Source organism: Tenacibaculum sp. IMCC1 (assembly GCF_054906355.1).
The window spans coordinates 2,186,054-2,201,998 of the sequence record NZ_CM142818.1; the positions used below are offsets into that span (position 1 = coordinate 2,186,054).

Sequence of the window (15,945 nt, forward strand, 5' to 3'; positions counted from 1 at the left end):
TTAAAAATGAAAAGCTTAGCGGTATCATATGTTAGAGTGTCCTCAAAAGACCAGGATGTAGATAGACAGAAAGATGAATTAAAAAGTTTCTCCCAAAAAAAAGACTTACAAATTGTAAAATTTTTTGAAGATAAAATTTCTGCTACTAAGTCTAACATTAACGAAAGAACAGGGTTCAAAAAATTAAAGAAGTTTTTATTAGATGATAATAACAACGTTAAAAACCTTCTAGTTCATGAGGTTTCTAGGTTAGGCAGAAAAAACCATGAAGTTCAGAGTATTATAGAAGATTTTTCTCAATTAGGGGTAAATATTCATTTCATGGACTTAAATCTTTCAACACTAGATGAAAATGGTTTAAAAAGTCCTGAATCTAGTATTATAATATCTATTTTAGGTAGTATGGCTGAAAATGAAAACAGGTTGTTATCTAAGAGAATTAAAGGAGGGTTATTAGCCAGTGCAAAAAAGGGTTTAGCTTTTAGTGATAAAATAACAGGTTATAAAAAAGGAAAAGATGGAAGACCTATTATAGATGAAAATCAAGCTCCAATTGTAAGGAGGATGTACGAAATGGCATCTAAAAACACTACTTTATATTTTATCTCAAAAAAAATAAAAGAAGAGTTCGGTACTAACATAAACTCAAAAACTATAAGTGGTATTATCAAAAACCCGTTTTACAAAGGCGAAAGAATGTATTTAGGAGAAATTATAAAGGTGGATGCAATTGTAAGTAAAGAAAAATGGGAATTAGCAAATAAGTTTCTAAACAGTAGAAAAGTTTTTACTAAACGACACAGAGTTTATGAGAATATATTAGAAGGCAAAATTGAGTGCTACAACTGCAGTAAACCATTATATCAATACATTGTCCCTAAAAGTCGTTCAAACCTTTATAAATGTAGTCAAAAATGCTCTGGTATTAGTGTTAATAGACCTTGGCTTTTCCAAATGATTAGATATGTTGTTGAAAAACATACTGAAAAAGTTAACGACAAAAAATTTAAAGAAGATTTACAAAATAAAATAGCAGAAAACCTTAAATATATTGAAGACCTGAAGATACAACAGTCAACAACTGAATCTGCTCAATTACAAAACTATGATAGATTCCTTAAAGGGAAAGTTAAAGAGGTTATTTACGAAAAAACCAATGATAACTATGAAAAGCAATTAAAAACCATAGAACTTAAATTAAATAATTGCTTAGAAAAAAACAACTCTTTTAAAAAAGCTTTAAAATCAAAACCCAAACACTTTAGTAACGATTTAAAGACTTTCAAAGTTCAAATTCAAGATATACTAGAATGTGTTGAAGTAGACGAAAACTTTGTAATTATTAACATACAAGATGTAGTTAAATACAAAATACCTAAAATAAATGGAACTGAATTAGGTTGGATTAAGAGAAAAAATAAAGGAAAAGATGTTAAATTTGATAGCCCATTTAAAACAGGAATAATAACTAAACGCTGTTTTAGTGATACAGATTTAGAAGCTTTAATATATGAACATCAAAATCCTAGATATAATTTAGAGGTCGAAGATTATTTCAACTCTAAAGAGTATAAAGACAAAATTAAAGGTATTGGTAGCTTAGGAACTAATATGTCATAAGGGGAAAACACGTGACAATAAGGGTCTATTGCCACGCATTTTTTAATAGTAAAAACAGATTAAGTAATTCCATTTTTTTAGTAGTTTTAATTAGTTGGATAACTTATTGACTATCTCTTTTTCCTTTTACAAGAACTTCATACAGTTTGTATTTCCAATAATCTTTAGCTTTAATATCTGAATCATCAATCAATAAATCTACTTTATTCATTAAATCTAATAACTGATAGAAGGTGTTTACATTCTCTTCTTCAATCATTTTTTGAACCTCTTTTTTATACTTCTCTCTAAACTCCTTTTGCTTAGAGTTTTTCACTTTAAGGTATAAATATTTTTTTAATTCTTCGGGTGATTTTGACTTATTGACAAACTTAATATCATTATACATTACTGCTATAAATTCATCAATTGCCTCAGGTAAACCTTTAAGTAAGTTAGCTACTTTTTTTACACCTATTTTATGTGAAAAATTAATAATCTTTGCATTAATATCTGGTTTTAAAGAGACTGTTTTAGTGTTATCATATACAATACTAAACAACCCATTAAACTTAACCGCCTCTCTCTTAATCTCATCGTTTACTAGTTCTAATTCAAAACCAACTTCAATACCATTAGTAACCTTCTTTCTTTCATTTCTTCTAAAAACTACTCTTATATCTGACTCACTTGCACTAGAATATCTAACATAGTATTCTTCTTTATGGCTTTTAGTTAATCTGTATAATGATATCAAAGCAATAAACACAGAAAACCTAATATTATAATCTTTATAACTATCAACTGAGGTTATAGCTCTAACATAACAATCATTGCTTCTGCTTTTCAATAATCTAAACTGCTTATCCAATTCAGAATCTTCATTGTTCTCTTCTATGTACTCTAAACTTTCCTTAATAAACTCCTCATAACCTCTATTGTGACAATAGTTTAAATACTTATCAGCATTATAAATTTTATCTAGGTAATCAGATTTAACAGAATATCTTGTAGTAGCTTTAAAAATATCAGATCCTGTTATTTTAAGAGCTTCAATGTCTTCTACGTTTGAAAATTCTAACACTGCATTTTTTGTATCCAATAAACCGCTACATTTGACATCTTTTAATTTAGATGTTATATCAAATTTTGTGAACCTTTTATCCATTTGCATAACAAGCTTAATAAGACTCGTTGCTCCTTTTATTGGGATAAACTCATTCTCAATAGGTTTAATTCTCATGCTTTCATAAACTTCATCATAATAAGGACTATTTTCGATTAATTTTAAGGCGTCCTTAACCTTTACTCCATTATCACTTGGAGATAATTCTGAATAATAAAAATGCTCTCTTGAGCCAACTTCGTAAGTCATTATTTTAATTTTTAAATATTAATAATTTATTTAACAAGCCCCTTATGGGGCTTTAACCTTTGGCTTACTTTGAAGCCTCTAATAAAGTAGATATCCCCGAAACAACTAAGAATAAAGCAATACCAAAGGTTACAATTTTTGCATTTTCACCTTTGATATTTAAACAGTTGTTATTATGGCATACGCTCACCTTATTTTCTGAAATAATGATGTTCTTTTTCATCAACTATAATTTATTTAGGTTGCTCCTAACTTATCGACCTAGAAACTTGGACGAGTATAAATAAAGATTATACTATCACTTTTCTTTTCTAACACCTTTAAAAGGTTTGTCACTTGATGTCTTAACATCCATAAACCTTCCTGTGTTAGAATCTCTTTTAACCCACTTATTAGTCTTTGGATTAAAAACTTGAGAGCGATCTCTTACTGCTCCCTTTCTACTACTATCTTTTGGTGGATTTGTAGCCATTTTATCTAAAGTTTTAAATTAATAATATGTCTCTCACATATATTGACCGAAAGACTTAGTCATTTTACGGTTTCCCCTCATGCTTTTAAACCAAATTTTCTTTATTTTAACAGTCTAAATACTAGCTGATTTAAACTTATGAGAGTCACTCTCATATACATACTAAATCCGTTACTAACGCTTTTAGGTATATAGATGAAAACAATTGAAATTGAAGAAGTAGATTTTAGAAACACCCCAAGTATTGAGCTTTTAGAGTATATTTCTTGGAAAGAGGAGTTTCCTAAAGAAGCTGAAAAAGCTTTTACGGAATTTTGTTTACGATTTGAAAGAAGCATTATTAGAAAAGCAGAAATTTATGCTAATAAGTTTAATTATAGTGCTACTGTTGCACTCGAACTGGCTAACTGCACATTTGCTAGAGTATGGAAATACCCGACTTTTAAACTAGAACAAGCTAGAGTTAAAAACGTCAATAAAGCTATAATTAAATGGATGATTCGTATTCTCTGGACTCAACTGGTAATGTTAAAAGATAATGATACTTGTGCTCAACCAGATGAAGAAGAAGACTTATCTTTAATAAATGATATAGATGGTTTACTAGAACATAAGGGTATAATAAATGTAGAAGCAAAAAGAGATCTTAGAATTAGATTCGAAGTAATAGAAAGTGCTTTGAGTAGGTTAACTCCAAAACATAAAATTATTTACCTTACCTATAAAGCATATGAAAGACAAGGGAAAAATATTCCTAGAAAGTTATCCGCTAAATTAAGAGAACAACTTCAATTAACCCAAAACTCAATAAGGGTTTATAAGAAAGAGGCTGTAGAACAAGTAAAAAGTTATATAAATGATTTAAATGGCAATAGGTAAGAATCATATAGGAAAGGTGACAAATGAAAATCTAGATGATTGGCTTTCATCGTTAGGTTTTTTATACCCCGTGTCTGATAAGCAACTAGACCGTTTTGAAAAGCTTTATGAAAATTATCCATATGAACTAGAAGACAAATCAATAGATGTTAGTTCTATAATAAATAATAAAGTCGTTAGAAAAATCAAAGTCTTTAATCTAAAAATTGATCCAATGGATGAGGAAATAGAAACATTAAAAATGGTTGCAAGAAAGGGGCAAAAGAAAATACCTCAACATATTATAGATAAAATGAAAAAGAATCATCAGAAAGGTAAAGATGGTAAGTAGCTCAAGAAGTCAAATAAAAAAGCTAGCTGAGTTTATTGCTCTACAATATAATAGTAAAATTACTCCTTTAGAAAAAATCATTGAAGATGAATCTTTAGACATCTATTATGATAATTATGGGAGAAATACTTTTGATGGTATGACTTTATTTCACAATGATTCATTTTCTATACATATTAATAAGGATAATGGGAATAAGATAAACTCACCACGAGGTCGATTTACGACTGCGCATGAATTAGGACATTATTTTATAGACTCACATAGAATAGGTTTAACTCAAGGTTTATTAGAACCACATCCTTCTTTTACAAATAATAAACAATATAACAAAATAGAAAGAGAAGCTGATTATTTTGCCTCTTGTCTGTTAATGCCAGAGGAAAGATTCAAAAAAGATATATTCAATAAGAAATTTGATATCCAATTAATTGATTCTCTTAAAGAAGAGTATAATGTAAGTAGAACTGCATGCGCGTTTAGATATGCAAGTATTGGCGAACACCCTTTATTCATAATTTTTGCGGAAAGTGGTAAGGTAAAATGGACACATTATAGTGATGACTTTCCTTATAAGTATTTAATAAACGATGATATTGTTCCTAAAAATACAGTAATTGGCGAGTATTTTCTTAACATAGATACTGAAGTTTTTAAAACTGAAGAAATATGGGCTATCGATTGCTTTAAATACGTTAAAGATGACAACATACAGCAAAAATTTTATGAACATTGTATAACTTATAAAAACAAAGCCTTAAGTATAATTTGGGAAGACTAAAATTAGAATTTAAATATTTACCTCCTTTCTTTTATTCCTAATAACTCATTAAAATCAATCTGAAAGGCTTCTGCAAATTTAATTATGGTTCTCAATCTGGGCTCCTGTAAGCCTTTTTCGTATTTCCTAATATTCTCTCTATCAATACCTAACAAAGCTCCTAAATCCATTTGAGAAAGCCCTCGTTCTTTTCTAAGTTTAAAGATGGTTTCTCCAAATTTTAACACCTCTGGATGAGGTTTCTTCTTATTAACTGCCATACCTAATTTATTTAGCCGTCAATATGAATACTATTCCGTGTTAACAAGGGATTGTTTACTCGGCATTTTTATTACTTTTGCAATAAATAATTAAAAAATAAATTATGAGAATCAATTTATGTATTACAGTAGTTTTTTTATTAACTATAACTTCAAATGCACAAAGTAGGAAAAATCAAGAAAGATTAACTTTTGTAAAAAACTCAGAGAAAATTGTCGAAGCAAAAGGTTGGTGCTTGAGTTATAAAACAAATCAATGGGTAGAAAATAGAAATGCTATAGACTATCAAAAGGTAGAATCTTTTTGGGTTAGTCATTTATCCCAAAATTTTAAATGGATTCAATTTTCAAAATTGAATTATAATCAAAAAGAATATTATGTATTCATTTATGAAAAATTAAGTGGTGAGTACAAATATCCATACATTAAAAAAGACTGGATTAAAGAGAATCAAACCCATGTTTTCATACTAGGAAAAAATCAATACTTGAATTTAAAAAATAGAATAAGTAAACAAGATGGTGTTACTTATGAAATTAGAACAAAACTTAAAGGTTTTATTACAGATAAGTATAACTCACTAGGAGGAAATTACTCATATAACACTGAAAATATATTATTTAAGATTCAAAACTTATTACAAAACACTACCTATAAAGATTATTGCTTAAGTTATAATTCACAAGTTATAGATGGAAAACCTGTTGTTAGATTCAAACTTCCCACTGAATGTGGTTATTCTAAAGAGAAATTAGATAAAGAGTATTTTGAGATTAGTTTAGAATTGTTTGATAAAATCTTACTTTAGTAATAATTTAGGGTATACTTTAAATATTAATAAGAAAATATAATAATGTATACCCTAAATTACTGATATTTTGTGGTAAAAAATCTTAAAGTTATACTACCCTAAAAAATAACAATTTGAAAACGATTATTCATAAACACGCCACATATATAGTATAGGTAAAATATTATGTTATATCTATAAATTATATTCTATATTATTTTAGTGTTCTTTTTGTACAATCACCAACTTTTTTTAGTGATTAGCCTATCATTTTCTATATTAAAATAATATTTAAATCTACTTATAACAAAATTTTGTACTTCATCTATTATGGAGTTGTATGTTATTAATGAATCATGCTTTGAGAACAATGGAATTTTCTTAAACCTACAGTCAACCTCTTTAGCTATCAAATCTAAAATAACATGAGCTTCGAAACTCTGTAAAAAATGAGATAAGTTATTTTTAGATTGAGACACCTTTTTATATTTATTTATAATATTCACTGAATCAAAAATTGATGGAAATAGTTTTCTGAACTCATACACCTCATCTCCTTTACCATTGTAAAGACTTCTCATCACCACATTTTTTATTAAGTCTCTTTTAGTATCAAAATATTTTTCAGAAAATTCTTTACTAGATTTATCTATATAGTAAAAACCAAGGTCTGTTTTGGGGTTGATTTTTATATTCTCAGCTACATGTAGATAAATATCTTTATTGATTATAATGTTACCAAATTCATTTAGTTCATCTAAATTAATACCATTATCTTTTAATTTTTTAATTAGCTCAGCACCTAGTTTTTTGGATATAAATGTGTTAATAACATTATTATAAGGTTTTTCAAAAACACTTTTTAGCATCAAAAATAAAAATAATGGTTGACTTGTTTTAAAATCAATTTCGCCCAGTCTTTTACCTCTATAAGTTATATGTTTTAGTAGTTTTTTATTTGTCCTAGTTATTATAGTATGTAGCCTGTTATCTGTGTTTTTTTTTATATTATAACTCCATACTTGACTTTGATATTGATAGATAGTTATACTATTAAAATCCACTAATTGTTTATTAAGATTTTTTATTTCCTCAAGAGCTTTTGCTAGGTCAATTTTTAAGTTTTCATCAAAACTTTTTACTAAATGATTACGTTCTCTTTTACAAAATTCATTGTTTAAAATTTGTTCTTCAGTTAGACCTATTCCATTTAGTTTCTTTAATAAGTTTACATTAGTTATTTGATAAGTTATATATTTTGAATCTAAATCATAAAAAGTATTCGTTAACCCATAAAAATTAGATCGATTACCAACAATATACTTTTTTCCAAGAATGATAAAATCAAGGTCTTCCAAAAAACTTAAATAAGGTTTGTAGTCATATAGGAAGTTCTTTTTTAGATTCTTAGAGTTTAAATAAATGCCGTGCCCTTCCTCTTCAGTATACTTTATCAAGTAGAAAATTAAATAAATGACTAAGTCTTTTTGGAGATTAGACTTTATTTTCTCTTCTTTACCCTTGGCTCTGTATTCATATGGTAAAACTTTTCCATTATTGAATTTATTTTCAATATATTTCAAAACACCTTGTCTTATAGGAATGGGTAATCCAACCTGTTTCATAACTATTTAATATTAATATTACTTTTCTTTTCAAAAGGAAATAGATAGTAGTATAATTTTACTAAGCTAAGATACCATTATACGAGTAAAATAAGGTTAAAAATAAGTGGATTTAAGCTATAATATTTTGAAATCATTGATTTGTTTATAGTAAAAATATTACTGTTTAAAACAGCCTAATTTTAATTGTTTCAGGTAAAATGATTAAATGTTTGATTTATATTGTTTTATAGGAAGATTAAAAATAAGAATGGTTTTTTTAAAAAAAACTCTTTAGAAACATATTTTTGTTAACTTTTTTATAAATCTGATATAACAATTTAGGTTATAATATCTGTAAGGTAAGGCTATCAACTAAGATGCCTTACCTTATAATTGTGTCAACTTATCTGCATCTATCGATGGATAATTTTCTTTAACATACTCCTGAAACTCTAATAAAGAACCATTGTATGTTTTTACGAATTCAATTAAATCTCCTTTGCTCTTTTTGTATGCCTTATGGATATTTTTATGTACTTAAAGCTTTTTTCACACGCTTAACAGTTGTATATGCTTTACCTGTAAGTTTTGATGTTTTAGAAATAGATATTCCATCATTTAATAATGATATAATATCCTTATGCCGCTTAAGATAATTCTCTTTACTCATTACAGCTCCTAATTTCCTTCCTTTATATACTCCTTTAATTTTTGCAATTTTAATGCCTTGAGATTGTCTTTCCCTGATAGCTTCAATTTCAAGATTAGAAATAGAGCTTAGTAAATCAATTATTAGTTTAGTTATAAGATTAATTGAACCATCACTATTTAACAAATACATTTGTATGTTTTCACAAAATATTTGAACTCCATTTTCTATAAACCAATTTAATTGTTTCTGTATATCAAATATGTCTCTCCCTAATCTATCAATAGATTGTATAACAACTAAATTAACCTTCTTCATTTTAATATCTGCAATTAGTTTTTTAGCAGATTTTCTTTCTCTAAAAGGGATTAAACCAGAAACTTCATCAATATAAAGTGTGTAATTGTTTTCTATTTGCCTTTCAATATTCTGTTCTTTTGTACTAACTCTTATATATTTTGCCTTTAACATACTGTTTTATATTTATTTATATGCAACATACTAATAAATAAACTTTTTGACTTTCCGTATATCGCACGACGTATGATTATCAATCAAATTGAATTGCCTAATAAACTCAATTTATTTGGTAAAAAACCTTGGGAGGTTCCGCATTTAGATACGATGGATTTATGGAAATTTGGCGATTATAAGCACTACACTTCTTTAAAATTACTGACTGCTATTTTAGGAATTCCATCACCCAAACAAGATATCGATGGAAGTGAAGTTGCTAATGTGTATTACCAAGAAAAAAATCTATCTCGTATTGTTGAGTATTGTGAACGAGATACCGTAGCGGTAGCTCAGTTGTTATTACGCTTTTTAAATAAACCTTTGGTTAATGAAATTGATATTATAAAGGTGTAATATCAACCTATTCTCCTTCTAACTTCATCGAAAGCTCAAACCAACGTTCTTCTTTTTCTTCTAAACTCTCTATAACCTCTTGTAGCTCTAGGGATTTTTCATTGATATCATCCATCGTTATTTCTCCGTTGGTGAATTGCGCTTCTAATTTTGCTTTCTTTTTTTGCAACTTTTCAATATCTACTTCTAATTGACCAAACTCTCGTTTTTCGTTATAACTTAACTTCCCTTTCTGTGGTATTTTTTCTTGCTTTTCAGCTACTTTCTTCTCTTCCTTAGGTTCTGGTGGTAAAGAGCTTTCATATGCTCTGTAATCTGAGTAATTTCCTGGAAAGTTTTCTACTTCTCCATTTCCTTTAAAAACAAATAAACCGTCTACTATTTTATCCATAAAATAACGGTCGTGCGATACTACCATTAAGTTTCCGGGATAATCCAATAAGAAGCTTTCTAACACATTTAACGTTACTACATCCAAGTCGTTGGTAGGCTCATCTAGAATTAAAAAGTTAGGGTTTTGAATTAACACCGCACATAAATACAAACGCTTTTGCTCTCCTCCACTTAACTTCTCTACAAAATCATGTTGTTTTTTTCGGTCGAATAAAAAACGTTCTAATAATTGAGCTGCAGAAATTCTTCTTCCTTTAGTTAACGGAATTTCTTCTCCAAACTCTTTAATAACTTCTATTACTTTTTGACCTTCTTTTATTTGAATTCCTTTTTGAGTGTAGTACCCAAACTTTACCGTTTCACCTACAATTACTTTTCCACCATCAACAGGAATTTTACCTGTTAACATATTTAAGAAAGAGGATTTTCCTGTTCCGTTTTTCCCAATAATTCCTATACGTTCTCCTCTTTTAAAAACGTAATCAAATCCATCTAAAATAACTTTATCTCCAAAGTTCTTTTTTAATTTATGAAGCTCTACAATTTTGCTTCCTAAACGCTCCATGTTAATTTCTAACTGAACTTCGTGTTCTTTTCTACGTTGATGTGCTTTCTTTTTTATTTCAAAAAAGTCGTCAATACGTGATTTAGATTTGGTTGTACGGGCTTTTGGTTGACGACGCATCCAATCTAATTCTTTTTTAAATAAGCTTTTAGCTTTACTTAAATTTGTGGCTTCTAAAGCCATTCGTTCTTCTTTATTTTGAAGATAGTACGAATAGTTTCCTTTGTATTTATATAGTTTTCCGTTGTCTAATTCAATAATCTCATTACACACTCGCTCTAAAAAATAACGATCGTGCGTAACCATAAACAACGTAATTTTTTCTTTTGCAAAAAAGGCTTCTAACCATTCAATCATTTCCAAATCTAAATGGTTTGTTGGTTCATCTAGTATTAATAAATCAGGTTTATTAATTAAAATAATTGCTAACGACAATCGCTTCTTTTGTCCTCCAGAAAGATTTCCTACTTTTTGTGATAAATCATCAAGTTTTAACTTGAATAAAATTTGTTTGTATTGTGTTTCGAAATCCCATGCATTGTGTTGCTCCATCAATTCAAATGCCTTTTGATATGCTTCTGCATCATCAGGATTTTGCAATGCTTTTTCGTATTGCTGAATAATTGGCAGAATAGTGTTTTCTGTAGAAAAAATCGTTTCTTCAATGGTTAAATCTGGGTTCAAGTCATCGTCTTGCGCCAAATAAGCAATATTAATTCCTTTTCTGCTTATAACTTGTCCTTCATCTGGTGTACCCTTTCCAGCAATAATGTTTAAAATAGAGGTTTTTCCGCTACCATTTTTAGCAACAAAGGCTATTTTTTGATCTTTATTAATTCCAAAAGAAATATCTTCAAACAAGACCTTTTCACCATACGATTTTGCTATATTTTCTACTGATAGGTAATTCATTCTCTATAATTTTATGCAAAGAAACAAAAAACCCGAGCAATTGCTCGGGTTTTATTATAATTAAAAGAAATGCTTTTATTTCTTCATTAACTTAATGGTTTCTGATTTTTTACCATCATTTGCTTCTAATAAATATATTCCCATTTTTAAGTTAGAAACATTTACAGTACCATTAACTGTTTTACCTGTTAACACAACTCTACCAATTGTATTTGTTATTTTATAACTTACATTTTCGTTGCTTCCAAATTTTACAGTAACATTACTTACAGCTGGATTTGGATATGCTGTTAAGCTTGATTTTGCTTCTTTATCTAATGGTTCAGCAAACTCATCACTTGTACCTGAGACTGCTACTGAAGATGATGAATTAACAATATTCACTGTATAATCTTCTACCTCTCCATCTGCAAAAGTTTCACAAGCTGTTGATGCTCCGTTATATTTCATAGAAACACGCATTCTTGTTTGTCCTAATAACGCATCTGCTGGAATAGAGATATTAGCTGATCTGTTTGCTGCTGTACTAGACGAACCTAAAGAAGTTTGTTCACTAGCCTCAAAAGTTCCATTACGGTTGTAGTCAATCCAAACGGTAAAATACTCAGTATATGAAGAACCACTAAATCCTGCACTTACAATAATTTGATTGGTTGTTCCTTGAGTAACTGTTGCTGTTTTACTAGTAAAGTCACCATATCCTCCATTTGCAGCAGTAGTATTCGTCATTCCTCCAAAAGAAACATAATCTATCCATTCATAAGTAACTCTATTTCCTTTTGAAGCACAATAAGTAACAACATTATCTAATGTAGTAACATTTACTGTATTGCTTGCTGCAGAAATATTCCCTGCTGCATCTGTTGCTTTTACAGAGAATGTATAAGCTGTATTAGCGGTTAATCCTGTTACGTTGTAAGATGTTGTTGTAACAGTTGTTAACTTAGTTGCTCCTTGATATACATCATATCCTGTAACACCTACATTATCTGTTGATCCTGTCCAAGATAAAGTTAGTGTAGTTTGTGCAACGTTTGATGAAGCTAAACTACTAGGTGCAGTTGGTGCTTGAGTATCTGCTACAGCAGCTGTAATATTTACTGTATAATCTTCTACTTCACCGTAAGAGAATGATGCCTCACAAGCTGTTGGTGTTGCATTATACTTCATAACAATTCTCATTCTTGTAGCTCCATCCATCGCTGAACTAGGCACTGTAAATGATGCACTTACAGGAGTATCTTTCGATTTAGCTTTTGTCCAAACCGTTTCTCCGGCATCAGAAAAATCTCCATCTTGGTTGTAATCAATCCAAACTCCATACCCCTCGTCATAACTATTTCCTGTCCATTTTGGAGTAATTGTAATTGTGTTTGATTTTCCTTTTTCTAAATCGGTAGAAATTGAAGTATGGTCAGAGTATCCGTTTCCTCCTCCTGAAGAATTATCGATACTTCCTAACTGAACTCTCCCAATATACTCATCTGAAACGCTATTTCCTTTAGACGTACAATACGTAACTGTTGCTGCTGTGGTAGTAGCATTTGCTGTATTACTCACTGCTGAAATATTTCCTGCAGCATCTTTTGCTTTTACAGTAAATGTATATGCTGTACTTGCTGTTAAACCTGTTACGTTATATGAAGTTGTTGTTGAGCTTCCTATTTTGGTTGCTCCTTGGTATACATCATATCCTATAACACCTACGTTATCTGTTGATGCTGTCCAATTTAACGTTAAACTTGTTGCTGTTATAGAACTCGCAGCTAAATTAGTTGGAGCAGAAGGTGCTTCTGTATCGGCAGCTGCATTACTTGTAAATGAGCCTGTAAATACTCCTCTACCATAAGTAGAAGCAATTACTTTGTTAGTAACATGATCTCCACTTACGTTCCAGTAATCAAATGAAGTAACACTAACATCGCTCATTCCATTATACGCTTGATTCCAATTAGGGTTTGCATCATTAAAGTTAGATGTTGACCAAACTCCTAATTGTGTTGCTAAAATAGCTTCTGTTCTATCTAATGGATTTTGTAAAATATCTCTTACAGGAATATTTGGTAAGTTTCCTTCTTTACTCACCCAATTTGCTCCTCCATCTGAAGTAGCCCAAACACTCGTTACTCCATAGTTATGTATCGTTACGAAAATATCATTTTCTGTAGCTCCAAACCTTACTGAAGATACTGAACCAACAAAAGGTGTATTGATATTTGACCATGTAGCACTAGAATTTGTAACATTCGTTAACTTTAATAGTTTACCATTCGCTAATCCTACAAACCATGCATTATTTGTAAAAGGAGATGCTTGAAAAGCAGTTGGGCTTGCATCTAATAATGCGTTTGTAATATTTCCTTTTGAATTTGATGCTACATTAATACTCAAAATTGACTTCGCAGAACTTGTTGAAGCGTTTGATAATAGACGGTTTGCATCATTATCGTATCCCATAGGGTTTACAAAGTCTCCCGTATTTTGATCGCTTGATAATGTTGTTGCTCCTCCTTGTCGTCTACCTAATCCGTTCCAAGGTAAGCTAAACCTATATATTACATTATTTACATAGGTTGCAATCATATAGTCTCCATCTTTATCAACAAAGGTATAGAACCCATCACCATCACTTAATTCAGTTGAACTATTAATTCCTGCTACTGCATTTCTGAATGCTTGTGTTCCATTGTCTTGAGCACCCGCACTAAAAATTCCATTAACATCTCCTGCGCCATCAGGACCAATTCCTGCTTTTACAAACTGAGTTACATTATAGCCTTTGTTTCTTACACTAATTGTACTTCCTGCATTTCCTGAATAATAGATTCCTCCATCATTTCCGAATAATATTTTAGAAGAGTCATTATTTCCAAAAGCCATTGAATGTTGATCTGCGTGAACATTTTGGTGACCAAAACCTCCATACCAGTGTGATAACTGAGACCAAGAAGAACCTCCGTTTGTCGTTTTAAATAAATCAATACCTCCAACATATACTATGTTGTCATTTGTTGGATCTGTTTCAATTACTAAATCATAAAATGCTTGTCCACGACAAAAATCGTTCGCCGCAATTCCAGTATCTGCATCATTCGGTAACGATGTTGCACTTGCTGTTGAAAAAGCATTGGTTGTTTTATAAATATGAACAGGCGCTGTACTTGTTGTACCTTGTGTTAATGCGTAAATTTTATTTGCATCGGTAGCAGAAGGTTCAATTTCTACTCTATTAGATTCAGTTAATGGAGATGCAGCTGCTTCTGTCCAAGTACCTCCATTTGTAGAGCTAAACACTCTACCTCCGCCTTGACCTAAAGCAGAACCAATAGTTCCCATCCATAGTGTATTATTTGCACTTACTTCTAAATCATTAGCTATGTAATAATAGTCTCTTCCTCCAAAAGCATACTTCATGTTAGCAGATTCTATTCTGTTCCATGTAGCCCCATTATCTGTAGAACGATACAACCCTGCAGACTGTAATCCTAACCAATTTCTAGGACTAGAAGAATCTCCATACACATGTGCTCCTACTGCAACAAATAATTCTGTTGAAGCTCCATTATCCCATGCTAATACATCGTTAACATAATGAATTCCTGATAAGAAAACATTACTTGCATTGTGATTAATAATTGCTTCTCCAGCTGCTGGTATATTAACTGCATTCCATGTTGTACCACCATCGGTAGTTACATAAACACCATTTCCTACTACGTCTCCTGCTGTATATTGTTCTCCTGTACCTACATACCATCTGTTAGAATTTCTTGGATCTACAGTGATAGACGTAACAGATAAGTTTCCTGGTACGTTTTGTACTCTTGTCCATTGCGAATTCGCATTACTGATGTCTGTATTTTTCCATAAACCACCACTTACTCCACCAGCATATACAGTATTGTTTGTAGCATCATTTGGGTCAAATAAAACGACTCTTGTACGGCCTCCTACATTATTAGGCCCTCTTTCTGTCCAAGAGTTTCCATTGTCTCCTGGGTTTTTTTGTTGTGCTCGTTTTTTTAACAGATCTTCTCTCAATCCTGCTAGACTTCCATCTTCCATTTTTCCTGTAGCTGGGTTCATGGTAAGTAATTGCATTTGATCGAAATACCTATTGGGTGGTAATCCTCTAAGTTTTCTTTCTTTTTTCCCCCATTTTAACGATTCATTCAAAGGACTTTCCTTTAAAAAAGTACTATGTACTTTACGTTGTTCGGCCAGTTTATCAGCAACATCTTGCTTTTTAAGATAATCTGAACCAATAATTGAAACTGCTGCAACAGACAGCCCTCCAATCAGAAATTTAAACTTTTTGTTCATTTGAATTAATTTAATTAAATAATTAAGTTTTTATTTCCTAGCTCTTTTATAATACTACCTTTTCTTCGTCTCTTACCTTTTTGAATAGACTCATTTTTTAACCCTTTATAAACCAACTTTAATAGTTCAGCCACCCCT

The 15,945-nt window shown here is 30.2% G+C and carries 13 protein-coding genes and 1 pseudogene; 6 read left to right on the forward strand and 8 right to left on the reverse strand.

The features are described 5' to 3' along the window. Positions 1-6: 6 nt before the first annotated feature. Entirely contained in the window at positions 7-1,620 is a 1,614-nt protein-coding gene (locus tag ACXIHB_RS10255) for a recombinase family protein (protein WP_159611158.1), read from the forward strand. A 103-nt stretch (positions 1,621-1,723) separates the two neighbouring features. Here the strand turns inward: ACXIHB_RS10255 and ACXIHB_RS10260 are convergent, their stop codons facing one another. From ACXIHB_RS10260 to ACXIHB_RS10270, 3 genes are all read right to left on the reverse strand, one after another. Then, positions 1,724-2,974: a hypothetical protein gene (locus ACXIHB_RS10260; RefSeq protein ID WP_159611160.1), complete on the reverse strand. Its 1,251-nt coding sequence runs from the start codon at positions 2,972-2,974 to the stop codon at positions 1,724-1,726. Positions 2,975-3,038: 64 nt separating this feature from the next. Next, on the reverse strand, positions 3,039-3,197 hold the full coding sequence (locus tag ACXIHB_RS10265) for a hypothetical protein (protein WP_159611162.1): 159 nt from the start codon (positions 3,195-3,197) through the stop codon (positions 3,039-3,041). A gap of 75 nt (positions 3,198-3,272) precedes the next feature. Beyond that, entirely contained in the window at positions 3,273-3,446 is a 174-nt protein-coding gene (locus tag ACXIHB_RS10270) for a hypothetical protein (RefSeq protein ID WP_201284724.1), read from the reverse strand. Positions 3,447-3,641: 195 nt separating this feature from the next. On the opposite strand from ACXIHB_RS10270, the gene ACXIHB_RS10275 reads away from it, so the two are divergent. Genes ACXIHB_RS10275 through ACXIHB_RS10285 form a run of 3 tightly spaced genes read left to right on the forward strand, consistent with a single transcriptional unit; the run spans position 3,642 to position 5,437 of the window. Continuing rightward, positions 3,642-4,325, forward strand: a complete 684-nt coding sequence (locus ACXIHB_RS10275) for an RNA polymerase subunit sigma (protein WP_159611164.1) — start codon at positions 3,642-3,644, stop codon at positions 4,323-4,325. Continuing rightward, on the forward strand, positions 4,312-4,656 hold the full coding sequence (locus ACXIHB_RS10280; protein ID WP_159611166.1) for a hypothetical protein: 345 nt from the start codon (positions 4,312-4,314) through the stop codon (positions 4,654-4,656). The genes ACXIHB_RS10275 and ACXIHB_RS10280 overlap by 14 nt, the downstream gene beginning before the upstream one ends. After that, positions 4,646-5,437, forward strand: coding sequence for an ImmA/IrrE family metallo-endopeptidase (locus tag ACXIHB_RS10285; RefSeq protein WP_159611168.1), 792 nt, complete (start codon positions 4,646-4,648; stop codon positions 5,435-5,437). Before ACXIHB_RS10280 ends, ACXIHB_RS10285 begins: the two co-directional genes overlap by 11 nt. 17 nt (positions 5,438-5,454) lie before the next feature. On the opposite strand, the gene ACXIHB_RS10290 is transcribed toward ACXIHB_RS10285, so the two are convergent. Further along, on the reverse strand, positions 5,455-5,697 hold the full coding sequence (locus ACXIHB_RS10290) for a helix-turn-helix domain-containing protein (RefSeq protein WP_159611170.1): 243 nt from the start codon (positions 5,695-5,697) through the stop codon (positions 5,455-5,457). A gap of 104 nt (positions 5,698-5,801) precedes the next feature. On the opposite strand from ACXIHB_RS10290, the gene ACXIHB_RS10295 reads away from it, so the two are divergent. Further along, positions 5,802-6,506 carry a hypothetical protein gene (locus ACXIHB_RS10295; protein WP_159611172.1) on the forward strand — a complete coding sequence of 235 codons (705 nt, stop codon included), beginning with the start codon at positions 5,802-5,804 and terminating at the stop codon, positions 6,504-6,506. A 221-nt stretch (positions 6,507-6,727) separates the two neighbouring features. Here ACXIHB_RS10295 and ACXIHB_RS10300 read toward each other — a convergent pair whose 3' ends face one another. Further along, complete coding sequence (locus ACXIHB_RS10300; protein WP_462098193.1) at positions 6,728-8,113, reverse strand: hypothetical protein; 1,386 nt, start codon at positions 8,111-8,113, stop codon at positions 6,728-6,730. Positions 8,114-8,624: 511 nt separating this feature from the next. Then, on the reverse strand, positions 8,625-9,215 hold the full coding sequence (locus ACXIHB_RS10305) for a recombinase family protein (RefSeq protein ID WP_159616568.1): 591 nt from the start codon (positions 9,213-9,215) through the stop codon (positions 8,625-8,627). A gap of 39 nt (positions 9,216-9,254) precedes the next feature. On the opposite strand from ACXIHB_RS10305, the pseudogene ACXIHB_RS10310 reads away from it, so the two are divergent. Further along, a pseudogene (locus ACXIHB_RS10310) lies at positions 9,255-9,614 on the forward strand (ribonuclease H-like domain-containing protein); the annotation flags it as partial. A gap of 7 nt (positions 9,615-9,621) precedes the next feature. On the opposite strand, the gene ACXIHB_RS10315 reads toward ACXIHB_RS10310, so the two are convergent. Together ACXIHB_RS10315 and ACXIHB_RS10320 are read right to left on the reverse strand one after the other, a co-directional pair. Further along, positions 9,622-11,484, reverse strand: coding sequence for an ABC-F family ATP-binding cassette domain-containing protein (locus ACXIHB_RS10315; RefSeq protein WP_462098194.1), 1,863 nt, complete (start codon positions 11,482-11,484; stop codon positions 9,622-9,624). Positions 11,485-11,559: 75 nt separating this feature from the next. Next, complete coding sequence (locus ACXIHB_RS10320) at positions 11,560-15,807, reverse strand: GEVED domain-containing protein (RefSeq protein WP_462098195.1); 4,248 nt, start codon at positions 15,805-15,807, stop codon at positions 11,560-11,562. Positions 15,808-15,945 lie beyond the last annotated feature (138 nt).

Bases quoted from the DNA above. Each gene is read 5' to 3' on its own strand.
- ACXIHB_RS10255 (WP_159611158.1), top strand. From the start codon at position 7: ATGAAAAGCTTAGCGGTATCATATGTTAGAGTGTCCTCAAAAGACCAG.
- ACXIHB_RS10260 (WP_159611160.1), bottom strand. From the start codon at position 2,974: ATGACTTACGAAGTTGGCTCAAGAGAGCATTTTTATTATTCAGAATTA.
- ACXIHB_RS10265 (WP_159611162.1), bottom strand. From the start codon at position 3,197: ATGAAAAAGAACATCATTATTTCAGAAAATAAGGTGAGCGTATGCCAT.
- ACXIHB_RS10270 (WP_201284724.1), bottom strand. From the start codon at position 3,446: ATGGCTACAAATCCACCAAAAGATAGTAGTAGAAAGGGAGCAGTAAGA.
- ACXIHB_RS10275 (WP_159611164.1), top strand. From the start codon at position 3,642: ATGAAAACAATTGAAATTGAAGAAGTAGATTTTAGAAACACCCCAAGT.
- ACXIHB_RS10280 (WP_159611166.1), top strand. From the start codon at position 4,312: ATGGCAATAGGTAAGAATCATATAGGAAAGGTGACAAATGAAAATCTA.
- ACXIHB_RS10285 (WP_159611168.1), top strand. From the start codon at position 4,646: ATGGTAAGTAGCTCAAGAAGTCAAATAAAAAAGCTAGCTGAGTTTATT.
- ACXIHB_RS10290 (WP_159611170.1), bottom strand. From the start codon at position 5,697: ATGGCAGTTAATAAGAAGAAACCTCATCCAGAGGTGTTAAAATTTGGA.
- ACXIHB_RS10295 (WP_159611172.1), top strand. From the start codon at position 5,802: ATGAGAATCAATTTATGTATTACAGTAGTTTTTTTATTAACTATAACT.
- ACXIHB_RS10300 (WP_462098193.1), bottom strand. From the start codon at position 8,113: ATGAAACAGGTTGGATTACCCATTCCTATAAGACAAGGTGTTTTGAAA.
- ACXIHB_RS10305 (WP_159616568.1), bottom strand. From the start codon at position 9,215: ATGTTAAAGGCAAAATATATAAGAGTTAGTACAAAAGAACAGAATATT.
- ACXIHB_RS10315 (WP_462098194.1), bottom strand. From the start codon at position 11,484: ATGAATTACCTATCAGTAGAAAATATAGCAAAATCGTATGGTGAAAAG.
- ACXIHB_RS10320 (WP_462098195.1), bottom strand. From the start codon at position 15,807: ATGAACAAAAAGTTTAAATTTCTGATTGGAGGGCTGTCTGTTGCAGCA.